General features: G+C 60.3%; 19 protein-coding genes. 14 read left to right on the top strand and 5 right to left on the bottom strand.

Features of this window, described 5'->3' with window-relative positions; translation table 11 throughout:
* The first annotated feature begins 1 nt into the window (after window position 1).
* The 8 genes from WNE31_RS15670 to glnT all read left to right on the top strand — a co-directional run bounded on the left by WNE31_RS15670 (window position 2) and on the right by glnT (window position 7628).
* Entirely contained in the window at window positions 2–943 is a 942-nt protein-coding gene (locus WNE31_RS15670) for an alpha-E domain-containing protein (protein ID WP_463407438.1), read from the top strand.
* Window positions 944–947: 4 nt separating this feature from the next.
* Window positions 948–1754 carry a transglutaminase family protein gene (locus WNE31_RS15665; protein ID WP_349980890.1) on the top strand — a complete coding sequence of 269 codons (807 nt, stop codon included), beginning with the start codon at window positions 948–950 and terminating at the stop codon, window positions 1752–1754.
* Window positions 1755–1787: 33 nt separating this feature from the next.
* Window positions 1788–2528 (top strand): proteasome-type protease, encoded by a 741-nt coding sequence (locus WNE31_RS15660; protein WP_349980889.1) that lies wholly within the window; start codon window positions 1788–1790, stop codon window positions 2526–2528.
* Window positions 2529–2561: 33 nt separating this feature from the next.
* Window positions 2562–3200, top strand: coding sequence for a helix-turn-helix domain-containing protein (locus WNE31_RS15655; RefSeq protein ID WP_349980888.1), 639 nt, complete (start codon window positions 2562–2564; stop codon window positions 3198–3200).
* 179 nt (window positions 3201–3379) lie between these two features.
* Entirely contained in the window at window positions 3380–4270 is an 891-nt protein-coding gene (locus WNE31_RS15650) for a class II glutamine amidotransferase (RefSeq protein WP_349980887.1), read from the top strand.
* Between the two features lie 3 nt (window positions 4271–4273).
* Window positions 4274–4960, top strand: a complete 687-nt coding sequence (locus WNE31_RS15645) for a GltB/FmdC/FwdC-like GXGXG domain-containing protein (RefSeq protein WP_349980886.1) — start codon at window positions 4274–4276, stop codon at window positions 4958–4960.
* A gap of 10 nt (window positions 4961–4970) precedes the next feature.
* Entirely contained in the window at window positions 4971–6296 is a 1326-nt protein-coding gene (locus WNE31_RS15640) for an FMN-binding glutamate synthase family protein (RefSeq protein ID WP_349980885.1), read from the top strand.
* A 15-nt stretch (window positions 6297–6311) separates the two neighbouring features.
* Window positions 6312–7628 (top strand): type III glutamate--ammonia ligase, encoded by a 1317-nt coding sequence (gene glnT, locus WNE31_RS15635; protein WP_349980884.1) that lies wholly within the window; start codon window positions 6312–6314, stop codon window positions 7626–7628.
* 300 nt (window positions 7629–7928) lie between these two features.
* Here the strand turns inward: glnT and WNE31_RS15630 are convergent, their stop codons facing one another.
* Window positions 7929–8915 (bottom strand): GlxA family transcriptional regulator, encoded by a 987-nt coding sequence (locus WNE31_RS15630; protein WP_349980883.1) that lies wholly within the window; start codon window positions 8913–8915, stop codon window positions 7929–7931.
* A 77-nt stretch (window positions 8916–8992) separates the two neighbouring features.
* On the bottom strand, window positions 8993–10027 hold the full coding sequence (locus tag WNE31_RS15625) for an AraC family transcriptional regulator (RefSeq protein ID WP_349980882.1): 1035 nt from the start codon (window positions 10025–10027) through the stop codon (window positions 8993–8995).
* A 103-nt stretch (window positions 10028–10130) separates the two neighbouring features.
* On the opposite strand from WNE31_RS15625, the gene WNE31_RS15620 reads away from it, so the two are divergent.
* Entirely contained in the window at window positions 10131–11903 is a 1773-nt protein-coding gene (locus WNE31_RS15620; protein WP_349980881.1) for an acyl-CoA dehydrogenase, read from the top strand.
* A 53-nt stretch (window positions 11904–11956) separates the two neighbouring features.
* Complete coding sequence (gene dmdD / locus WNE31_RS15615) at window positions 11957–12769, top strand: methylthioacryloyl-CoA hydratase (protein WP_349980880.1); 813 nt, start codon at window positions 11957–11959, stop codon at window positions 12767–12769.
* 51 nt (window positions 12770–12820) lie between these two features.
* On the opposite strand, the gene WNE31_RS15610 is transcribed toward dmdD, so the two are convergent.
* The 3 genes from WNE31_RS15610 to WNE31_RS15600 are packed head-to-tail and all read right to left on the bottom strand — an operon-like array spanning window position 12821 to window position 17298.
* Entirely contained in the window at window positions 12821–14146 is a 1326-nt protein-coding gene (locus tag WNE31_RS15610) for an aspartate aminotransferase family protein (protein WP_349980879.1), read from the bottom strand.
* Window positions 14143–14901: a beta-keto acid cleavage family enzyme gene (locus WNE31_RS15605; protein WP_349980878.1), complete on the bottom strand. Its 759-nt coding sequence runs from the start codon at window positions 14899–14901 to the stop codon at window positions 14143–14145. The genes WNE31_RS15610 and WNE31_RS15605 overlap by 4 nt, the downstream gene beginning before the upstream one ends.
* Window positions 14902–14904: 3 nt before the next feature.
* Entirely contained in the window at window positions 14905–17298 is a 2394-nt protein-coding gene (locus WNE31_RS15600) for a GcvT family protein (protein WP_349980877.1), read from the bottom strand.
* 138 nt (window positions 17299–17436) lie between these two features.
* On the opposite strand from WNE31_RS15600, the gene WNE31_RS15595 reads away from it, so the two are divergent.
* The 4 genes from WNE31_RS15595 to WNE31_RS15580 all read left to right on the top strand — a co-directional run bounded on the left by WNE31_RS15595 (window position 17437) and on the right by WNE31_RS15580 (window position 22513).
* Complete coding sequence (locus WNE31_RS15595) at window positions 17437–18327, top strand: MurR/RpiR family transcriptional regulator (RefSeq protein WP_349980876.1); 891 nt, start codon at window positions 17437–17439, stop codon at window positions 18325–18327.
* 88 nt (window positions 18328–18415) lie between these two features.
* Window positions 18416–19387 carry a TAXI family TRAP transporter solute-binding subunit gene (locus WNE31_RS15590; RefSeq protein WP_349980875.1) on the top strand — a complete coding sequence of 324 codons (972 nt, stop codon included), beginning with the start codon at window positions 18416–18418 and terminating at the stop codon, window positions 19385–19387.
* 97 nt (window positions 19388–19484) lie between these two features.
* Window positions 19485–22082 (top strand): TRAP transporter permease, encoded by a 2598-nt coding sequence (locus WNE31_RS15585; RefSeq protein ID WP_349980874.1) that lies wholly within the window; start codon window positions 19485–19487, stop codon window positions 22080–22082.
* Entirely contained in the window at window positions 22079–22513 is a 435-nt protein-coding gene (locus tag WNE31_RS15580; protein ID WP_349980873.1) for a universal stress protein, read from the top strand. The genes WNE31_RS15585 and WNE31_RS15580 overlap by 4 nt, the downstream gene beginning before the upstream one ends.
* The last annotated feature ends 15 nt before the right edge of the window (window positions 22514–22528 follow it).

Raw genomic sequence — 22528 nt, 5'->3', positions numbered from 1 at the left:
GATGCTGGGAAAAACCGCCGGCGGACTGTTCTGGATGTTCCGCTATCTCGAACGGGCCGAAAACACTGCCCGCCTGCTCGAAGCGGGCTGGCGCATGGCGCTGACGCAATCCTCGCACGGGTCAAACGAGTGGCAGTCGATCATGACGACCGCCGGCATGAACCTCGCTTACGAGGCGAAATACGATGCCTATACCGCCGGTCATGTCATCAACTTCCTGCTGCGCGACAGTGACAACCCGTCCAGCGTGATGGCCACGATTGCACAGGCGCGGTCAAATGCGCGCGGCGTGCGCACGGCGCTTTCCAGCGAGGTCTGGGAGGCCACGAATGAATGCTGGATGACCCTGCAAGAGGAGCTGGCCCGCCCGGTCAGTGAGCGAAACCTGCACAACGTGCTGGCCACGATCCGGTATCGCACCTCGGTGGTGCGCGGGGCATTGCACGGCACCATGCTGCGAAACGATATTTTTTCCTTCGCCAATCTGGGTACCTTCATCGAACGCGCGGACAACACCGCGCGCATTCTCGACGTAAAATACTATCTGCTTTTGCCCTCGGCGGCCTTTGTCGGCACACGCATCGACAATGCCCAGTGGGAGGTGATCCTGCGTTCGGTCTCGGCAGAGCGGTCTTTCCGCTGGCTGCACGCAGGGGAAACCACGCCGCTTGGCATTGCCGAGTTTCTGATCCTCGACCCAAGGATGCCGCGGTCGCTGGCCTTCTGTTATGAAGAAATCGGTGAAAACCTTGCCCAGCTAGAGCAGGAATACGGCACCCGCCAGACCAGCCAACCCCAGTCCGATTACATGTGCGCCTGTCTCAGGGACCGCACCATCGACATGATCTTTCAGGATGGCCTGCACGAATTCCTGCGGGATTTCATTTCCGGCACCAACCACCTGTCCGAGTTGATCGAACAGGATTTCCGGTTCTACGAGTAAGCTCATGAAACTGTCGATCACCCATATCACCACCTACAGCTATGACGCGCCCGTACACTACGCGCTGCAGCAATTGCGGCTTGTCCCGCGCACGGGCCACGGACAGTCCGTCCTGACATGGGACACGGAAATCACTGGCGGGCAGAAACAGTTGATGTTTGAAGACCAGTTCGTCAACCACACCGAATTGGTCAAGGTCGATCCCGGCACGGACCGGATCGAGATCGTCAGTCGCGGTGTCGTCGAGGTCGAGGACCGCAACGGGGTGGTGGGCAGCCATTCTGGCTTTGCCCCGCTCTGGCTGTTCGAGGACGCCACGGCGTTGACCGCCCCCGGCAACAATGTGCGCCATCTTGCGGCCAGCATTCGCGAGGAAACCGAAGGATTTGACGACATTCCGCGGCTGCACGCCCTGTCTGCGCGGATTGCGGATCAGGTGACCTACGAAACGGGGCGCACCGACAGCGACACCACCGCCGAGATGGCGTTGACCGCAGGGCACGGGGTCTGTCAGGACCACGCCCATATCATGATCGCCGCCGCACGCCAGTTGGGCTATCCGGCACGCTATGTCAGTGGTTACTTGTTGATGGACGGGCAGGTGACACAGGATGCGAGCCACGCTTGGTGCGAGATATGGACCAAAGGTCTGGGCTGGATCGGGTTCGACGTGTCCAACGGAATCTGCCCCGATGCGCGCTATGTCCGTGTCGCCACCGGCCGCGATTACACGGATGCTGCACCGATCCTCGGGATCCGACAGGGGGCAGGGCAGGAAAGTTTGCATGTCACCTTGCAAGTCCAGCAATAGGCTGATTGAAAGTTTCCCACATAAGGAGATGCCATGACCTATTGCGTGGGCCTGATGCTGGAAAAAGGGTTGGTGTTCATGTCTGACACCCGCACCAATTCCGGCGTCGACAATATTTCGACTTTCCGCAAGATGTTCACCTGGGAGGTGCCCGGCGAACGGTCCATCACGCTGATGACGGCGGGCAATCTTGCCACGACACAAGCCGTGGTCAGCCTGCTGGAAGAACGCAGCAAAGAACCAGGCGCGCGTAACCCCGGTATCCTCGAAGCGGCCTCGATGTTTCAGGTAGCGTCACTTGTGGGGGGGGTGTTGAAAGAGGTGATCGCGACCCATGCGATGGCTGGGCAGCAGGCCGATTCAACCTTTAACGCGACGATGATCCTTGGCGGGCAGATCGGTGAGGGCGAACCGCGCCTGTTCCTGATCTATCCCGAAGGCAACTTTATCGAAGCCAGCTTTGACACGCCGTTTTTCCAGATCGGCGAAACCAAGTATGGCCGCCCGATCCTGATCCGCGCCTATGACCCTGCGATGGGGTTTGAAGAGGCGATCAAACTGCTGACCGTCTCGTTTGACTCAACCATCAAGGCGAACCTGTCGGTCAGCCTGCCGCTGGACGTGCACGTTTACAAGGCGGGCAGCCTCCGCAACGGGCGCCTGTTTCGCATCCAGCAGGACGATCCCTATTTCGAGACCATCTCGAACGGTTGGGGCGTGGCGTTGAGAGAGGCGTTTTGCCAGTTGCCGGATTTCGAGTTTCCCTCGGACTAGGACGCGCGACACAAAGGAGGAGCCTGAGAAGCAATGGTCGAACGGGCTTTGACACAGAACCCGCACGCGGTGCGCGACACGCGGGAAAAGAACCTCGAAGTTGCGATTGGCCGACAGGTCCGCGATCTGCGCAAACGGCAACGCATGACGGGGGCAGATCTTGCGGCCAAGACGGGCCTTTCTGTCGGGATGCTGTCCAAGATCGAAAACGGCGTGATTTCCCCCTCGCTCAATACCCTCTCTGTTCTGGCAGATGCTTTGCGTGTGCCGCTGGTACAGCTGTTTTCCGGGTACGAGGAAACGCGCGGCTGCATGCATGTGAAAGCCGGTGAAGGTGTCGAGATCGAACGCGAAGGCACCCGTGCCGGCCATCAGTATCACCTTTTGGGTCATATCGGTGCGAACACCTCCGGCGTCGTGGTCGAGCCTTACCTCATTACCCTGACCAGCGAGAGCGACCGCTTCCCCGCGTTTCAGCATGACGGGATCGAGATGCTTTATGTGCTTGAAGGGCGGGTGCGGTATCGCCACGGGGACACGCGCTATGACCTCGCACCGGGCGACACGCTTTTGTTCGATGCGGACGCGCCGCATGGGCCCGAAGAGATCCTTGAACTGCCATCGCGATTCCTGTCGATCATCACCTATCCGCAAAAGCTGCGGGATTCATGATTGCCCGATAATTCGGCAACGGTGCGCGGGTCGCGCGCAAATTGGTGGATTTTTCATCATTAATTGCCTTTTGGGAAATAAAATTTCCCCTTAAGAAATATTTTCTTCCAGTTACGTCCCGCCCATTTACGACTTGTTTCATCGGCCCCTGAGGCCTCAACAAGCGAATGGAGGAACCTATGTGTGGTATCGTTGGCCTGTTCCTGAAAAAGGACGCGCTACACCCGCGCCTGGGTGACATGTTGACCGACATGTTGATCACGATGACCGACCGCGGCCCTGACAGCGCAGGCATCGCAATCTATGGCGGCGAGAGCGCTGCCACGGTCAAGATCACGGTGCAATCCGCCACGCCCGAGGCGGCATTTGACGCGCTGGACACAAAGCTCGCCAAAGAGCTCGGCGCGCCGGTGTCACTTAAGGTCGTGGACACCCACGCCGTTGTGACCGTCCCCGACGGGGCAGAGGCCCGCGCGGTCGAACTGCTGGAATCCTGGGGGCTGCGCTTCATGGGATCGGGCCGGTCGATGGAAATATATAAAGAGGTTGGACTGCCAGAAGAGGTCGCGGCCCGGTTTGGCCTGCGCGACATGGGTGGCAGTCACGGCATCGGGCATACCCGCATGGCCACTGAATCCGCCGTGACGACAATGGGCGCGCATCCCTTTTCGACGGCACCGGACCAGTGCCTCGTGCACAACGGATCGCTGTCGAACCACAACCAGATGCGCCGCAAGCTGGCGAAAAAGGGCGTGCTCACCCGTTCGGAAAACGACACCGAGGTCGGTGCCGCCTATATCTCGTCCCGCATCGCGGACGGCGCGACACTGGGCGAGGCGCTAGAAGACACGATTGCCGATCTGGACGGGTTCTTCACCTTCGTTACGGGCACCAAAGACGGCTTTGGCGTGGTCCGTGACCCCATCGCCTGCAAACCCGCCGTGATGGCCGAAACCGACGATTACGTCGCCTTTGCCAGCGAATACCGCGCCTTTGCGGACCTGCCCGGCATCGAGACCGCAAAGGTCTGGGAGCCCGAACCTGCCACTGTCTATTTCTGGGAGCGTTGAGCCATGACTGTCACTCTGGATATGTCAGACACCGCCCTGCGCGAGGTCAATACCACCCTACAGACCGCCGCCAAGACCGGTGCGAATGAACCTCATGTCATCGAGAACCCGCGCGGCAGTCATGCCGTGGCCTGCGGTCTGGATGGGCCGTTGGATGTCACCGTGCGCGGGTCGACCGGATACTACTGCGCGGGCATGAACAAGGACGCGTCCGTCACCGTCAAAGGGTCCGCTGGCCCCGGTGTGGCCGAAAACATGATGTCCGGCGTCGTGACAATTGAAGGCGATGCCAGCCAATACGCCGGCGCCACAGGGCACGGGGGGCTTTTGAACATCAAGGGCAATGCCTCGTCGCGCTGTGGTATCTCGATGAAGGGGATCGACATCGTGGTGCACGGCAATATCGGGCACATGTCCGCTTTCATGGCGCAAAAGGGTAATCTTGTTGTGCTGGGCGATGCGGGCGATGCGCTGGGCGACTCGCTCTATGAGGCGCGGCTTTTTGTGCGGGGGGATGTAAAATCTCTCGGGGCGGATTGCATCGAAAAAGAGATGCGCGCCGAACATCTGGATCTGTTGGCCGAGCTTCTGGTGCGGGCTGGGGCCGATGCGCGCCCCGAAGAATTCCGCCGCTATGGCTCGGCACGCAAGCTCTACAATTTCAACATCGACAACGCCGCCGCCTACTGAGGAGAGCGCAATGGAAAAGACTCCGAACACCGAACCGCGCCAGTCCTGGACGTTTTCGAACGAGATTAATTCGGAAATCCGGCGCGCGGCTGCCACAGGCATCTACGACATTCGCGGCGGCGGTGCGAAACGGCGGGTGCCGCATTTCGATGACCTGCTGTTTCTGGGTGCCTCAATGAGCCGCTATCCCCTCGAAGGATATCGCGAAAAATGCGAAACCTCGGTCACGCTGGGCACGCGGTTTGCCTCGAAACCGATCGAGCTGAAAATCCCGATCACCATTGCGGGCATGTCATTTGGCTCGCTCTCGGGCCCCGCCAAAGAGGCGCTGGGCCGCGGCGCGACCATGGCCGGCACATCGACCACCACCGGCGATGGCGGCATGACCGAAGAGGAACGCGGCCATTCGGAAAAACTGGTCTATCAGTACCTGCCCAGCCGCTATGGCATGAACCCGGACGACCTGCGCCGTGCGGATGCGATCGAAGTTGTGGTCGGGCAGGGGGCCAAACCCGGCGGGGGCGGCATGTTGCTGGGCCAGAAGATCACCGAACGCGTTGCGGGCATGCGCGATCTGCCAGAAGGCATCGACCAGCGGTCCGCCTGTCGCCATCCCGACTGGACTGGGCCGGACGATCTCGAGATCAAGATCCTTGAACTGCGCGAGATCACCAACTGGGAAAAACCCATCTACATCAAGGTGGGCGGTGCACGCCCTTACTACGACACGGCGCTGGCGGTGAAGGCCGGGGCCGATGTGATCGTGCTGGATGGTATGCAGGGCGGCACGGCAGCCACGCAGGACGTCTTTATCGAACATGTCGGGCAACCGACGCTGGCCTGTATCCGTCCCGCCGTTCAGGCGCTTCAGGATCTGGGGCTGCACCGCGAGGTGCAACTGGTGGTGTCTGGCGGGATTCGTACCGGCGCAGATGTGGCCAAGGCGTTGGCGCTGGGGGCCGATGCAGTGTCGATCGGCACTGCGGCGCTTGTCGCGCTGGGCGACAACGACCCGAAATGGGAGGCGGAATACCAAAAACTGGGCACCACCACCGGTGCCTATGATGACTGGCACGAGGGCCGCGATCCGGCGGGGATCACCACACAGGATCCCGAGTTGATGGCGCGGCTTGATCCCGAGGCAGCCGGGCGCAGGCTGCGTAACTATCTGAACGTGCTCACGCTGGAATGCCAGACGCTGGCCCGCGCCTGCGGCCACAACCACGTGCACAATCTTGAACCCGAGGACCTTTGCGCGCTGACCATGGAGGCCGCTGCGATGGCGCAGGTGCCTCTGGCGGGCACCAACTGGTATCCGGGTAAGCCGGGCTTTTGAGACAGGGGTAACAACATGAGCATTCTTGCGAAATTTGCCGAGGACAACGGCGTTAAATACTTCATGGTGTCCTACACCGATCTCTTCGGAGGACAGCGCGCCAAGCTTGTGCCTGCGCAGGCCATCGCCGATATGGAGGAAGAGGGGGCGGGCTTTGCCGGCTTTGCCACTTGGTTCGACATGACGCCCGCGCATCCCGACATGCTGGCCTTGCCGGACCCGTCGGCGGTGATTCAGCTGCCGTGGAAACCCGAGGTGGCCTGGGTGCCCGCCGATTGTGTGATGGAGAGCCAGCCGGTCGCACAGGCACCGCGCAACGTCTTGCGGAAACTGGTAGCCGAGGCAGCCGAGGCAGGGCTGCGCGTCAAAACCGGGATCGAGGCCGAATTCTTCCTGCTGACCCCCGAAGGCGACCAGATTTCGGACCCGTTCGATACTGCCGAAAAACCCTGTTACGACCAGCAGGCCGTGATGCGGCGCTATGATGTTGTGGCAGAGATTTGCGACTACATGCTAGATCTGGGCTGGGGGCCGTACCAGAACGACCACGAGGACGCCAATGGCCAGTTCGAAATGAACTGGGAGTTCGACGATGCGCTTGTGACGGCAGACCGCCATTCGTTTTTCAAATTCATGGTTAAATCCGTGGCCGAGAAACACGGCTTCCGCGCGACCTTCATGCCAAAACCGGTCGAGGGGCTGACCGGCAATGGCTGTCACGCCCATATCTCGGTCTGGGATCTGGACGGCAAGACCAACGCCTTTGCCGGCGACGCCGGCGGGCAGATCGGAGAGGTTGGTCTGTCAGAACAGGGCGGGTATTTTCTTGGCGGGATCATGCAACATGCCGAGGCACTGGCCGCGATCACCAACCCAACCGTGAATAGCTACAAGCGTATCAACGCGCCGCGTACCTTGTCGGGGGCGACATGGGCGCCCAATACCGTGACATGGACCGGCAACAACCGTACGCATATGGTGCGCGTGCCAGGACCGGGGCGGTTCGAGCTGCGCCTGCCGGACGGGGCCGTGAACCCGTACCTGTTGCAGGCGGTAATCATCGCGGCGGGGCTGTCGGGCATCAAGACCAAAGCCGATCCCGGCCCGCGTTACGACATCGACATGTATGCCGAGGGCCATCTGGTCAAGGATGCACCGCGCCTGCCGCTGAACATGCTGGATGCGGTCCGCGCCTTTGATGATGACGATGTCCTGAAGGATAAGCTCGGCGCAGAGTTCGCAGCCTCTTACATCAAGATGAAGCATCAGGAATGGACCTCTTTCGTGTCGCATTTCTCGCGTTGGGAAAAGGAAAACACGCTTGATATCTGATGTGCCGCGACCTTGGGTGCGGTCCGGAAAATAGGGAGGCGAAAATCTCGCTTGGTGCGACGTGCTGCCGCATGTCTGGGGGCGGAGGCAGGGCTAGCTGTTCATCCAGGAAATCTTGTTGAGGAGCGCGCACCAATGTTCAAAGGACTTGCCCTGTCGGCCACGCTGATAATCGTAGGTATGCTGGGACTGCCAGCCGTTATTCTTCAGTTTGTCTGAAGATACAGGCCGGCATTGCTGTTCCCGTCTGCCGGTCTGACCCGCGGGGCGTGCATCCTCGGAGCATTGCCCCGCACCAAACTATTTCCGCAACTGGTTCGGTGACACGCCAAAGCTCTGGCGAAAGGCTTTGGACATGGATGACGTGCCCGAAAACCCGCAGGCAATCGCGATATCCAGCAGTGACATCCGCGTCTCGAGGATCAGAGACCGGGCCCTTTTCAATCTGAGCATCTTATAGGTCTTGGCGGGCGAACTGTTCAGCTGGATCTTGAACAGGCGTTCCAACTGTCGTGGCGAAACCCCGATTTGTTGCGTCAATTCGCTGATCTGCAAAGGGGCCTCGATGGTTTCTTCCATCAATTGCAAGGCTTTCTGCAAGGGCCCTTCAAGGAAGGTGTTGCCTTGTTCTTGATGGATCGGCTGTTCGCGGTCAAACCCCCGCACACGATCCAGCATGAGAAGACTGGCCATTTCCGCGCGTTCCTGCGGGTTCAGACACTCTGCGACAAGGTTGAACGCGGCCTCGATGGCAAACCCGCGTCCCGCACATGTAAGAATACCGGTGGTGTATTCCCCTAATTGAGTAGACATATCCGCAAAGTCCCCGATTTCGTTCAGGATCGGAATATCGCGCCAATGGGTCGTGGCCGGATAGAACCCTGTCTTCTTTTGCTTGGCATATTCGGTAGCGGCGTCCGAAAACAGAACCACGGGTCGGCTTTGTATTTGCATGGCGCGCACCCGCCGCATCCAGCCCTCCGCAACACAACCCGCCCCGCCCAGCACGATCAGGCAATCCTTGAGCAATTCACCGTCGATGGCTGGTTCCGCCCGCACCAGAATGTTGCGGTTCGAGATCAGGCCCGGCGTATCCGAGACAAAGCTCCATTCAAACCGAAAGCGAGGCTGCACATCATTGGCGATTTCAAGCGCGGCCGTGACCGAGGACAGTTCGAGCTGCGAAAACCGCGACTGGACAAAGATCTCAAGCCGGACCGGCACGGGGGTGGCCGGGTCGGTGTCAGAGGGCATCGCGGTCGCGCGGAGATTGTCAAAAAACGCCATTGGGGTTTCTTAGCAACTCGCGCGAGAATGGGTTAGGGCCTTTGGCAAAAAAAGTCGTGAGCACCCTTGCCCGCAACCTATTTCATCGACTGGCGATAGCTGCTCGGGGTGACGCCGGTCCACCGGAGAAAAGCGCGGTGGAAATTCGCGGACGAGGAAAAGCCGACATCCTGAGAAATTTCTTCGATGCTTTTGTCCCCGGCCTGCAAACCTCGGATGGCAAGATCGCGGCGCAGGTCGTCCTTGATGGCTTGAAAGGAACTGTCTTCGGCGGACAGGCGGCGCATCAGCGTGCGGGGCGTGACCTTGAGCGCGCGCGCGGCATTTTCGAGATACGCCTCTTGCCAGTCGGTGCGGTAGAGGAATTCGCGCACGCGCAGGGATTGGGTATGTTCGCGCATGCCGGTGAACAACCAGTCACGGGGCGCGCTTTCCAGAAAGGCGTGCAGATCGGCGTTGGTGCGTGGCCCGAACGGGTCAATCGTGCGTGCGGCAAAGACAATGGCCGAATGCGGCGCGCCGAAACGGACCGGGGCGGGGAAGATGACGTTGTAATCCGGCGCAAAGCGCGGACGTCCAAATCCGAACTGGACCGCCTGAACCCGTACCTCGTAACCGGCCATCCACGATGCCAACCCATGCGCCAGCTTCAGGATCAGCATGTGCCCAAACCGCTGCGACTGTTGGCGCCCGCGCGGCAATAGGTGCAGTGCTGTGGTGGCATCCCCTGTTTCCAGCTCGAACCGGTAATCGTCAAGCAAGAGGTTCCAGAAGGTCGAATAACGATAGAGTGCCGCTGCAAGCGAGGTGGACTCGCGGATCGTGGTCAAAAGATGCTGCAAGGCGCGGGGACGGATGGTGCGGCTCCAGAGGCCGGTCATCTCGTCTTCGGTCTCAATCGCGGCAATCTGGTAAAGCCGCACCATTTGATCCAGCGTCACGCGCCGTGCATGTTGCCCGCTGCTGGATTGCAATCCGGCGCGTTCAAGGATCGAGTCCAGGTGCGCCGCGTTGCAGCAGGTTTGCAATCCCGCGATCCAGTCCTCAACAAAGGCCCACGAAACCGTGGCCAGTTGGGTCGGGTTCGCGGCGTATATCGGTGGAGTTGGCACGCTGGTTGTCACTTTTGGAAAAGATTTTGTCCTTATTGAACGTGGATTCTGTAAATCACAAGCTATAGTTGGCATGAAGAAACAATAGCTCAAGGAGCTGGACATGGCTTATCAGGCCCCTGTGCGGGATATCCTTTTCAACATTCAACATCTGTCGTCCTGGGGCGACGTTACCGCTCTTGATGCGTATGAAGGGATCGACTCAGACGATGCGGCAGCGGCGCTGGAAGGTCTGGGGCGCTTCTGCGCCGAAGTGATCTCTCCCCTGTCCGTTGTCGGTGACGAAACCGGTGCACGGTTTGACGGAGAACGGGTGATCCAGCCGGACGCCTACAAGGCCGCCTATGACCAATTCGTTGAAATGGGCTGGCAAAGCCTGTCCCACCCCGCCGATTTCGGGGGCATGGGTCTGCCCAAGGCGGTGGGCGCGGCCGCCACCGAGATTCTGAACGCGGCGGATATGAGCTTTGGCCTGTGTCCGCTTTTGACCGACGGCGCGGTCGAGGCGCTGTTGCTGTCGGGTTCGGATGACCAAAAGCAACGCTATCTTGAACCGATGATTGCGGGCCGCTGGACCGGTACCATGAACCTGACCGAACCACAGGCCGGCAGTGATCTGGGCCGTGTGCGCACCAAGGCCGAACCCAAGGGCGACGGTACCTATGCGGTCAGCGGCACCAAGATTTTCATCACTTACGGTGAACATGATCTGAGCGAGAACATCATTCACCTCGTTCTTGCGCGCACGCCCGGTGCGCCCGAGGGGCCGAAGGGGCTTAGTCTGTTCATCGTGCCGAAATTCTTTGTCGAAGAAGATGGCACGTTGGGTGCACGCAACGGCGTGAAATGCGTCAGCATCGAACACAAGCTTGGCGTCCGCGCGAGCCCCACGGCGGTGTTGGATTACGACGGCGCGACCGGGTTCCTCGTAGGCGAGGAAAACCGCGGCCTTGAGTACATGTTCGTGATGATGACCGCAGCCCGTTTTGCCGTGGGTGTGCAGGGGATCGCCATTTCCGACCGGGCCTATCAACATGCGCTGGCCTATGCCGCCGACCGCGTTCAAAGCCGCCCGGTGGATGGCAGCACCCGCGATGCGGTGGCGATCATCGCCCACCCCGATGTGCGCCGTTTGCTGATGCGGATGCGCGCCCTGACCGAAGGCGGGCGTGCGCTGGCCATGGCCACGGCGGGATGGTTGGACCTGTCCCATCACGGCACCGGTGAACAGGCGCGCCTTGCCCATGACATGGCGGAATTCCTTGTGCCGATGGTCAAGGGCTATTGCACCGAACGGTCGCTGGAGGTCACCTCGACGGGTGTCCAGATCCACGGCGGCATGGGGTTTATCGAGGAAACCGGCGTGGCGCAGTTCTATCGCGATGCCCGCATCCTGCCGATCTATGAAGGCACCACGGCAATTCAGGCGAATGACCTTCTGGGGCGAAAGATCATGCGCGATAAGGGCGAAACGGCCCGCATCTTTGCCGGGCTGGTGGCCGACACCGAAATGGCCCTCGCGGCGGGCAGCGCCAAGGCGCAGGCCATTGGCGCACGCCTGTCCGAAGCTCGCGCAGGGTATGAAGACTGTCTGGACTGGATGCTGGACACGGCGCCGCAGAACCCCAACGCGGCCTTCGCCAGCGCGGTACCCTTCCTGATGCTGAGCGGCAACCTGGCGGTTGCCTGGCAACTGGGCCGGTCGGCCCTCGCTGCCGAGGCGGAACTGGCTAAAGGCGAAGACGCGGCGTTCATGACCCAGAAAATCGATACCGCCCTGTTTTATGCCCAAAATATCCTTGCGGATTGCGCGGCGGAACGTGCGCGTGTTCTGGGCGGCAGTGCCAGCGTCATGGATGCCGTCCTCACCGTCTGACCCCAAATTGATCCGGCACGGGATTGTGCCCCAACTACAGAAAAGGCTCTCTCATGGCGCAAGTTATCGGCTCTCACAGCTATGAAAACCTCGATATCGAAATCCGTGACAACGGTGTCTATGTCGTTACCCTGAACCGTCCGACCAAGCGCAATGCGCTGGACGTGGCCACAATTGAAGAACTCGTGAATTTCTTTAGCAGTGCGCACCAGAACGGGGTCAAGGCCGTGGTTCTGGCCGGGGCCGGAGATCACTTTTGCGCGGGCCTGGATCTGGTCGAGCACTGGAAGGCGGATCGCAGCCCGGATGATTTCATGCATGTCTGCCTGCGCTGGCACGAGGCGTTCAACAAGATGGAATATGGCGGGGTGCCGGTGATCGCGGCGCTGAAAGGCGCAGTTGTCGGGGGTGGCCTTGAACTGGCCAGCGCCGCCCATGTGCGGGTGATGGACAACACGACCTATTTTGCCCTGCCCGAAGGCCAGCGCGGCATCTTTACCGGCGGGGGCGCGACGATCCGCGTGTCCGACATGATTGGCAAATACCGCATGATCGACATGATCCTGACCGGCCGTGTTTATCAGGGACAAGAGGCGGTTGACCTTGGGCTGGCGCAATACCTGACAGAGGGATCGAGTTTCGACAAGGCGATGGAACTGGCCGACAAGGTGGCACAGAACCTGCCGCTGACCAACTATGCGATCTGTTCGGCCATCAGCCACCTGAACAACATGTCGGGCATGGATGCGGCCTATGCCGAGGCGGTTGTCGCGGGTGTGGTGAACACGCAACCGGCGGCGCGCGCACGGCTGGAAGCCTTTGCCAACAAGACCGCTGCGCGGGTGCGCCCGAACGAAGACAAGTGATCTCAGACCGCCAGCGCGTCATGCCGCGCTGGCGGGTTTGTTGTATGCCCGTCAGGCGGCGGGCAAAACCTGCGTGATGGCACGCGACAGCTTTTCCACCAATTCGTCGATTTGGGCGTCCTCGATGATAAAGGGCGGGGCCAGAAGGATGTGGTCGCCATGTTTGCCATCGCGGGTGCCTGCCATTGGATAGCAGATCAGCCCTTCTCCGAAGGCGGCCTTCTTGATCTTTCCGGCCAATCCCAGCGCCGGATCGAAGGGGACCTTGGTGTCGCGATCCTCGACGATCTCGACCCCGCGGAACAGGCCGCGCCCGCGAATATCGCCGATATGCGGGTGCTGGCCGAAAGCTGCCTCAAGCGCCGATTGCAGTTTCTCACCCATAACGCCCGCGCGGGCGGGCAAATCGCGGGTGGTCAGCGCAGTCACCACGGCAAGCGCCGCCGCCGTGGCGACGGGATGCCCCAGATAGGTGTGGCCATGCTGAAAGAACCCTGATCCGTTCTCAATCGCGGCATAAATCTTGTCGGTGCACAGCATGGCGCCGATGGGTTGGTATCCGGCGCCCAGCCCCTTTGCGATGCACAGGATGTCGGGCGCGATGCCGTCCTGCTCACAGGCAAACAACGTACCGGTCCGGCCCATGCCGCACATGACCTCGTCAAGGATCAGAAGAACCCCGTACTGGTCACAGATTTCTCGGATGCGTTTGAAATAGCCCTCGACGGCGGGCACGGCGCCAAGGGTCGCGCCGACGACGGGTTCGGCCATGAAAGCCATCACGGACTCTTCGCCAAGTCGCAGGATTTCGGCCTCAAGCTCGTTGGCGACGCGTTGGCCATAGTCATAGCTACTTTCGCCCTCGACCTTGCCGGTATATTCATAGCACGGGGCGATATGGCTCATCTCGACCAGAAGCGGGCCGAACTGTGCGCGGCGCCATTCGTTCCCGCCCGCAGACAGCGCGCCGATTGTATTGCCGTGATAACTTTGCTTGCGGGCGATCACATGGTGGCGCTGGGGTTGACCGGTTTCCACGAAATATTGCCGTGCCAGCTTGATCGCGCTTTCCGTGGCCTCGGACCCGCCAGAAACGAAATAGACGCGGTCCAGGTCGCCGGGGGCGTGGGCGATCAACAGATCCGCAAGGGCCTCTGCCGGTTCCGAGGTCATGAATCCCGTATGGGCAAAGGCGATCTTGGCGACTTGATCTTGTACCGCTTGCACAACGGCGGCGTCCGAGTGCCCCAGACAGGACACCGCCGCATCTCCGCAATCGAGATAACGTTTGCCGTCTGCGTCAATCAGATACACGCCGTCGCCGCCAACGGCGGTGGGCAGTTGGGCCTTGGTGTGTCGGGGAAAAACATGGCTCATGAGAAGTCTCCCTGAAGCTGTTTGGCAAGGGCCGCGACCGAAGCGGCGTTATTGGCCCAGGGTGTGCCCGAGGCGTCGGTCAGTCCATTTTCGAACCCGACCCTGACATCTGCGCCACGTTTGGCGGCATGGGCAAGGCAGGCGTGTTCGCCGGGGCCGAAGGCGCATGTCATCCAGCGGCTGGATTGGGGCGCACCCGTGAGGAAAGATTCAAGGTCAGCGGGCGACGATGTTTGATCCTTGGCATACCGCCCAAGCACCAGAAGGCGGTCTTGTTGTGTATTACGGACCACGCCAATCGCCTGCCAGTGATCCAGCAACCGTGCGTCTTCAGGATCATAAAGAATATGCTGCACGCGCGTCCCCTGCGCGGCACAGAGGCCATAAACCCGATCCGCAAGGTCAGGGTTGCGGGAGATTTCCCGAACCGAGATCGACGCCCATGCCGGTTTGACCCGTTCCAGACAGGCCAGTTGCGCCGGCACATCATAGATGCCGGCGGCTTCAGTCGTGATCTGGATATCCAGCCCGGGCGCGGTCTCTTGGATCGCGTCGATCGCTTCTCGATAGCGACCATGATCCAATGAATGTCCGCCGTCAGCGTCACGCACATGCAGGTGCAGTCCGTCCGCGCCCGCAGCATGGCAATCGGCCGAGGTCTGTGCGATCTCTTCGGTGGTCAACGGCAGGGCAGGGTGGTCGTTCCGCCTGCGGCGGGCCCCGTTGGGCGCGACAAGGATATAGGGGGGTGTCATCGGTTATCCTTTCATCCGCGACCCGTTGGGATCGAACAGGGGGCCGATCACCACGGTCGCGTCAAACAGAGTGCGCGCGATATCGACCTGAACGCGGGTGCCGTCAGCGATGGCACCATGCACGTGCCCCAATGCCACAGGCGCCCCGACACGATACCCGAAAGCGCAGGACGTGGTTTGCCCGATGATTTCGCCGTTCAGATAAATCGGTTCGTGCCCCAGCGGCACGGCGGCTACATCATCCAGCTTCAGCGACACGACTTGCGGAACGGCTCCGTTTGCGCGACGTTCGGCCAGCGCCTCGGCCCCGATAAAGCCGCCTTTTTTGCGTGTGGCGAAATCGAGACCGGTCTCGATCGGGCTGACGTCGCTGTCCAGTTCGTGCCCCATGGCGCAGAACCCTTTTTCGATCCGCATCGAGGTTTGGGCAAACAGGCCCGCCGGACGGGCACCCGCGGCGGTCAGGGCGGCATAGATCGCGGGGGCGTTTTCGGACTTCATTGTGATTTCCCAGCCCGCTTCGCCCACATAGGACATGCGCGCGGCACGCACGTGTTTGCCTGCAATATGGGCCGGTCCGACCTTGAAATACCCAAGGTTGTTGAGTTCCGGTGCGCCACAGTCCGCGACGATCCGGGCGGCCTCGGGGCCCATCAGGCCCAGAACGGCGTAGTCCTCGGTGCTGTCGGCGAGGGTCACGTCAAAGCCTTCAGCGTGCCGGCGGAACCACGCCAGATCGCGCTTGATGGCTGCGGTGCCCACAAACAGGCGATAGTGGTCCTGCGCGATGCGCTGGGCGGTGATGTCGCTTTCGAAGGTGCCCCGCTCGTTCAAAACCGAGGTGTAGATGACCGATCCCGGTGCGCGGCCCATGAACCCGGCGCAGCTGTGTAGCAGGAAGGCTTCGGCATCCGGCCCCTGAACCTCGATCTTGCCAAAGGGCGAGGCATCGAAAATCGCGGCACTTTCATGCGCGGCCATGACCTCGGCGCGAACGTTCTCGAACCAGTCCGGCCGCTCGAATGTCAGGCGCGGGTCTTTGGTCTTGCCGAAATAAAGGGGGCGCTCCCAGCCATAGAATTGGCCCATATGCGCGCCTGCCGCTTGGTATTCGGTGTCAAGCGGCAGGGCGCGCAGGCTCCGGGCGGTCGAGAGCTGTTTGCCCGGAAAGGCAATGTCGTAATGGGTGCCCAGAATTTCAGGGGCCCGCGCCATCAGGTGGTCGATATTGTTGAAAACCGGTGCAAACCGCTTGGCGTCGGCTTCGCCAAGGTCATAAGCGGTGCGCCCGTGCACGATGGCGTGGGCAAGATTCATACCGGCCCCGCCCCCCGACGCCAGCCCGACCGAGTTCATGCCACAACCAAGGAACAGCCCCCGCGTTTCGGCGGTTTCGCCCAGCATGAAGGTGCCGTCCGGCGTGAAACTCTCGGGGCCGTTCAACAGCATCTTGACCTCGGCGGTTTCAAGCGCAGGCAACCGGTGCAGGGCGTTCATCATCATCGGCTCAAAATGGTCCCAGTCCTCGGGCAGCAGGCCGAATTCGAAGGTTTCATCCAGGACGCCGGGCGCAATGGGTTTGCCCATGGGTTCGAAACACCCCACCAACAGTCCGCCCGAGTCATCGCGGATGTAGAGATGATTGTCGTGATCCGACAGGGTGGGGGTGTTGCCGACGATGCCGTCAATCGGCTTGGTCAGAAGGTAAAAATGTTCACAGGCCAGAGCCGGAACCTCGGCCCCTGCCATGGCGCCCACCTCGCGCGACCACAATCCGGTGCATAGCGCGATTGCATCGCACATAACGGTGCCTTGAGTGGTTTCCACGCCTCTGACGCGTCCGTTTTCGGTCAGGATGCCGGTCACGCCCGTATCCTCGAACAGTTTTGCGCCCAGCCCCTTGGCTGCCTTGATCAGAGCGGCGCACACATCCGAAGGCGATACCCGCCCGTCATCCGGCGACCAGACCGCACCCAGCACGTCTTCGGCATTCATCAGGGGCCAGCGTTCCCTGGCCTCGTCTGCGGAAATCGAGGTGGCGTCGATCCCATAGGCATGGGCCAGGGCCTCTTGGCGTTTGATATGGATCAGGCGGTCGGGGTTGGTGGCAATCGACAGCGACCCCTTCTGGATCCAGCCGACATTCTGGCCGGTTTCCGCTTCAAGCTGTGAATAGAGGTCGACCGAATACTGGATCATGCGCGTCAGGTTGCGCGAATGGCGCAGGGCGCGCACCTGTGCGGCGGAATGCCAGGTCGTGCCGCTGGTCAACTTGTTCCGTTCGATCAGAATCGCGTCCGACACCCCCATCTTTGCGAGGTGGTAGAGCGTCGAACAGCCCATGATGCCACCGCCAATTACGACGACCGAGGCATGAGCGGGCAGGGAATGTGTCATGTTGGGTTCCTAAGTGCCAAAGACGTGGAACGGCCCCACGTCACGTTGCAAAAATCCTTGAGAAAATCACGTTGCCAGTCAACACTTCCAAAAAATAACGGATGTTTTTGGATTTGTCGGTGCAGAGAGGTGCGATTCGTGGTCGATCCGACTTTGAAAAATCGAACGATTACAAAGATCAAAGAAGCTATTCCCGTTCTGTCGCCGCGTTTGCGCGTGGTGGCCAAGTATATCGTGGACAACCCTTCGGACTTTGGACTTGACCCCATCCGGGAAACCGCACGCAAGGCGGGGGTCAGCACATACACCCTTGTCCGTATGGCCGAAAAGCTGGGCTTTGAAGGCTATGACGAACTGAGGGAACCCTTCCGCCATGCGCTTGTGTCCACCGCTGCAGTCGTGGATCAGCGCGAATGGCTCGAGTCGCTGCGGAACCATGGCGATCTGGGGCAGGTGCAGGCGGACGCGTCGGTCAATACCATGGCCATCGTCCGTCGGTCGCTCGAGCGGCAGAGCTCGGACCAGATGGCCCGCGTGGTCGAGATGCTGTTGTCGGCAAACACGGTTTATCTGTCGGCGGTGCGTGCCAGTTATGCTCTGGCCTATTACCTGCACTATGTGGGGCGTATGGCCTTGCCGTCATTACAACTTATCCCGCGCCACATGAACAGCGCGATTGATGAGCTGAACTATGCGGGCGAGGGTGATGTGATGATCGCGATCACCTTCACACCCTATTCCCGCGAAACCATCGAAGCCTGCAAATTCGCGCGCGACAAAGGCGTGAAACTTATCATGATTTCCGACAGCGATGTGATCTCGACAGATTTTCGTGCCGAAGAGACCCTTGTTGTTTCGACGGTTTCGACGCATCATTTCGGATGTTACACGGGGGCAATGGCGGTCATCGAGACCCTGCTGGCGCTGCTCGTGAAGCAAGGAGGCGACGCCGCGAGGCGCCGAATCAAGTCCTACGAGGATTTACGCAAGGACAACAATGCGTACTGGATCGCGCAAAAAAAACATTAGTTTTAGGGTGACAAGCAAAAAAACCTCCGCAACTCTGCCGCTGTCACTTGGCGCGAACGGGCGCACACAAAAACTGGGAGTGTTAAATATGTTCAACAAACAAAAAGTTCTGGGCCTCGTTGCGGCCGCGGCCATGGGTGTCGCGGGTGTGTCGGCGTCGGCAGAGCAAACCTTCGTGACGATCGGCACCGGTGGTGTGACTGGCGTTTACTATCCGACCGGTGGCGCGATCTGCCGTTTGGTCAACAAGGGCCGCAAGGAACACGGCATCCGCTGCTCGGTCGAATCCACCGGCGGTTCGGTCTACAACACCCGCACCATCCGTCAGGGTGAACTTGACTTTGGCATCGTACAGTCCGACGTTCAGGCCGCAGCCGTCTCTGGCACCGGCAAATTTGCAGATGACGGGGCCTATCCGGGACTGCGTGCCCTGTTCTCGGTGCACCCCGAACCGATGCACCTGATGGCGCGTGCCGATGCGGGCATCGCGACGACCGCCGACCTCAAGGGCAAGCGCGTCAACATCGCCAACCCTGGCTCGGGCACCCGCGTTCTGGCGGAAACCCTGATGAAATACGAAGGCATGACCGCCGATGACTTTTCGCTGGCCGCCGAGCTGAAATCCTCGGAACAGGCCGCAGCGCTGTGTGACGGCAAGATCGACGCGACCATCTGGGCTGCAGGTCTGCCGAACGGGTCGAGCCAGGAAGCCACCTCTTCCTGCGAGGTGAAGATCATCCCGCTGGCGGGTGCCGGCATTGACAAGCTGCTTGCCGATAACTCGGCCTATGCGGCGGCGACCATCCCCGGTGGCATGTATCCCAACAACCCCGACGACATTCCGTCCTGGGGCCCGAAAGCAACCTTTGTAACTTCGGCTGACACCCCGGACGAAGTTGTCTATGCGGTTGTTTCGGCGGTCTTCGAAAACTTTGACGCCTTCAAGAAACTGCACCCCGCCTTTGGCCGCCTGCAGGAAAGCGAAATGATCGTGGATGGCCTGACCGCGGAAATCCACCCCGGCGCGATGAAGTACTATCAAGAGCGCGGCTGGAAATAAGCGCGTGAAACTTCACTAAATTTTCGGCCTTCGGCGTTCCCTCGGAATGCCGGAGGCTTTTGTACTTTTTCATCAGGGACGGGAAACGGGGCCAGCAATGTCAGAAGAAAAACAACACGCGCCGCAAAACAGTGATCTGGAAGATTTCATTGCCGACAGCGACACCGGCGGGCGCTTGCCACGCGACGGTTTTGGCAAGGCGGCGCTGTGGTATATCCCGCTGATCTGGTCCGTGTATCAACTCTGGATCGCGTCCCCCCTGCCGTTCATGCTGGGGATCGGCGTATGGAACGACACCCAGACGCGGGCCATCCACCTTGGCTTTGCCGTTCTTCTGGCGTTCATTGCCTTTCCGGGTCTGAAATCCAGCCCTCGCCATCGCATTCCGATTGGCACCTGGGTGATTGCCATCGTCGGGGCGTTGGCCTCGTCATACCTGTTTTATGCCTATGAAGGGGTCGCAGCGCGGTCCGGTGCGCCCAATACCACCGATGTCGTCGTGTCTGTGATCGGTATTATCCTGTTGCTCGAGGCCGCGCGTCGGTCGCTTGGATTCCCACTTATGGGCGTGGCCCTGTTCTTCCTTGCCTATGTGTTCTTCGGGTCATGGTCCGGCCTGCCCGAAGTGGTGCAGTGGAAAGGTGCTTCGCTTAACAAGGCGATGAGCCATATGTGGCTGACCACCGAGGGTGTGTTCGGCGTCGCGCTGGGGGTGTCATCGGGGTTCGTGTTCCTGTTCGTGCTGTTCGGTGCACTGCTGAACCAGGCAGGCGCGGGCAACTATTTCCTGCAACTGGCCTTTGCCGCGCTTGGGCATTTGCGGGGCGGGCCTGCCAAGGCGGCGGTGATCGCCTCGGCGGCGACGGGTCTGATTTCCGGATCGTCCATCGCCAACGTCGTGACAACGGGTACCTTTACCATTCCCCTTATGAAGCGGGTTGGTTTCCCTGCGACCAAGGCGGGCGCGGTCGAGGTGTCTTCGTCGATCAACGGGGTTCTGACCCCGCCGGTGATGGGCGCCGTGGCCTTTCTGATGACGGAATATGTCGGCATTTCCTATGTCGAGGTCGTCAAAACCGCGATTGTACCGGCCGCGATTTCCTATGTCGCGCTGGTCTACATCGTTCACCTTGAAGCCCTGAAGATGGGCATGACCGGCACCAGCCGCATGCACCCGCTGAAATTCATGCTGGGCGCGATCTTCATCATTGCGACCTCGATCGTGATTGCAGGCGGCACCCTTTTCCTGACCGGTGTGATCGTCGATGCGCTGCAAGGGGTTCTGGGCGGGGCTGCCGTCTGGGTGATCGTGTTGGTCATGGCAGGGCTTTACATTCTCGCGGTGCGGTTTGCGGCGGCGCGGCCTGACCTTGAGATGAGCATTGAAAGCATGCAACACCTGCCCCCCGCTCGGGAGATCTTCAAGACCGGTATCCACTATATCCTGCCGATCCTGCTGCTGATGTATCTCTTGATGATCGAGCGTAAATCGCCGGGCCTTTCGGCCTTCTGGTCTGCCATCGGTATGCTGGTGATCTTGGCAACGCAAAACCCGCTCAAGGCCTATTTCCGTGGTCAGGACAACGTGCTGGACGAGTTGAAGCGCGGCTTTTCCGAGATTGCCGAAGGGCTGATCGTGGGCGCGCGCAACATGATCGGTCTTGCCGCTGCGATGGGTGTGGCCGGGATCATCGTGGGCGCCGTGACCCTGACCGGCATTGGGCAGGTGATGGCCGAATTCGTCGAGTTCCTGTCGGGCGGCAACCTTCTGGCGATGCTGTTTTTCGTGGCACTGATCTCGATCGTGCTGGGCATGGGGCTGCCGACCACCGCGAACTATATCGTGGTGTCGTCGCTCATGGCGGGGGTCGTGGTCGAACTGGGCGCGCAGGCGGGACTGATCGTGCCGCTGGTCGCGGTGCACATGTTCGTGTTCTATTTCGGGATCATGGCGGATGTGACGCCCCCAGTGGGCCTTGCGAGTTTCGCGGCCGCTGCCATTTCCAAGGGCGATCCGTTGCGTACCGGGTTCCAGGCGTTCTTCTATTCGATCCGGACCGCTTTGCTGCCCTTCCTGTTCATCTTCAATACCGACCTCTTGTTGATTGATGTGGGGCCTTATCAAGCGGTGTTCGTCTTTATCGTCGCGTTGATCGCGATGCTGTTGTTCGCGGCGGGCACGATGAATTACTTTATGGTCAAATCCCGAATATGGGAAAGCGCGGTGCTTCTTTTGGTGGCGTTCACGCTGTTCCAGCCAGGGTTCTTCCTCAACCAGTTGCAGCCCGAATTCGAGACACGTCCCGGCAGCCAGATCTTCACCATGGCCGAGTCCGCGGCGGCGGACAGTTCTATCCGGGTGCGCTTGATGGGCGAAAACCTTGAGGGTGACATGGTCGATGCGCGGTATCTGTTGCCGCTTGGGCCATCCGGGGCCAGCGGCACGGATCGCCTGTTTGACGGAGCGGGCATCGAGTTCCGCGAGGAAGACGGTAAGATTTTCGTCGACAACCTGAACTTTGGCGGGCCGGCAGAACAGCTGGGCATCGACTTTGACTGGGAGGTTGTCGAGCTGGAGGTCGAGGCCGACCGCATGGCGAAAGAGATATTCTATCTCCCTGCCTTCCTGCTCTTGGGGCTGGTGTATCTCTTGCAGATGCGCCGCAAACGTAAAGAAGAAGGAGTGCCGGCATGAAGCATATTCTCTGTGCCATCGACCTGACCCACCTTGAGTCCGAGGACAAGCTGCTGCGCACCGCCGCCGACCTTGCCAAGTTTTATGACGCGGCGCTGAGCGTAGTGACGGTGATCCCGGATTACGGGATGTCTATCGTCGGCTCATATTTCAAGGAAGGCACGATGAAATCGGCCGTCGAGACGGCCAATGTGCAGCTGCATGACTTTGTAAAGGAAACCTTGCCTGAATTTGGCAAGGTCCAGCACATCGTCGAAGTGGGCACAGCCTATGAAATGATCCTCGACGCGATCAAGCGGTCTCAGGCCGATCTGGTCGTGATGGGGGCGCATAAACCCAACCTCATGGACAAATTGCAGGGGCCGAACTCGGCACGTGTCTCGCGCTATGCGCCCTGTTCGGTACTTGTGGTACGGCCCAGCACGGCTTGACGCGGGGGGGGCTTG

The organism is Shimia fortis (assembly GCF_040225985.1).
Taxonomy (GTDB): domain Bacteria; phylum Pseudomonadota; class Alphaproteobacteria; order Rhodobacterales; family Rhodobacteraceae; genus Shimia.
The sequence above is the reverse complement of the archived record's forward strand: the minus strand, read 5'-3'. Positions and strand labels throughout refer to the sequence as shown.

Excerpts from the sequence above, each read along its gene's own strand:
- WNE31_RS15670 (WP_463407438.1), top strand. The coding sequence starts at position 2 with ATGCTGGGAAAAACCGCCGGCGGACTGTTCTGGATGTTCCGCTATCTC.
- WNE31_RS15665 (WP_349980890.1), top strand. The coding sequence starts at position 948 with ATGAAACTGTCGATCACCCATATCACCACCTACAGCTATGACGCGCCC.
- WNE31_RS15660 (WP_349980889.1), top strand. The coding sequence starts at position 1,788 with ATGACCTATTGCGTGGGCCTGATGCTGGAAAAAGGGTTGGTGTTCATG.
- WNE31_RS15655 (WP_349980888.1), top strand. The coding sequence starts at position 2,562 with ATGGTCGAACGGGCTTTGACACAGAACCCGCACGCGGTGCGCGACACG.
- WNE31_RS15650 (WP_349980887.1), top strand. The coding sequence starts at position 3,380 with ATGTGTGGTATCGTTGGCCTGTTCCTGAAAAAGGACGCGCTACACCCG.
- WNE31_RS15645 (WP_349980886.1), top strand. The coding sequence starts at position 4,274 with ATGACTGTCACTCTGGATATGTCAGACACCGCCCTGCGCGAGGTCAAT.
- WNE31_RS15640 (WP_349980885.1), top strand. The coding sequence starts at position 4,971 with ATGGAAAAGACTCCGAACACCGAACCGCGCCAGTCCTGGACGTTTTCG.
- glnT (WP_349980884.1), top strand. The coding sequence starts at position 6,312 with ATGAGCATTCTTGCGAAATTTGCCGAGGACAACGGCGTTAAATACTTC.
- WNE31_RS15630 (WP_349980883.1), bottom strand. The coding sequence starts at position 8,915 with ATGGCGTTTTTTGACAATCTCCGCGCGACCGCGATGCCCTCTGACACC.
- WNE31_RS15620 (WP_349980881.1), top strand. The coding sequence starts at position 10,131 with ATGGCTTATCAGGCCCCTGTGCGGGATATCCTTTTCAACATTCAACAT.
- dmdD (WP_349980880.1), top strand. The coding sequence starts at position 11,957 with ATGGCGCAAGTTATCGGCTCTCACAGCTATGAAAACCTCGATATCGAA.
- WNE31_RS15610 (WP_349980879.1), bottom strand. The coding sequence starts at position 14,146 with ATGAGCCATGTTTTTCCCCGACACACCAAGGCCCAACTGCCCACCGCC.
- WNE31_RS15605 (WP_349980878.1), bottom strand. The coding sequence starts at position 14,901 with ATGACACCCCCCTATATCCTTGTCGCGCCCAACGGGGCCCGCCGCAGG.
- WNE31_RS15600 (WP_349980877.1), bottom strand. The coding sequence starts at position 17,298 with ATGACACATTCCCTGCCCGCTCATGCCTCGGTCGTCGTAATTGGCGGT.
- WNE31_RS15590 (WP_349980875.1), top strand. The coding sequence starts at position 18,416 with ATGTTCAACAAACAAAAAGTTCTGGGCCTCGTTGCGGCCGCGGCCATG.
- WNE31_RS15585 (WP_349980874.1), top strand. The coding sequence starts at position 19,485 with ATGTCAGAAGAAAAACAACACGCGCCGCAAAACAGTGATCTGGAAGAT.
- WNE31_RS15580 (WP_349980873.1), top strand. The coding sequence starts at position 22,079 with ATGAAGCATATTCTCTGTGCCATCGACCTGACCCACCTTGAGTCCGAG.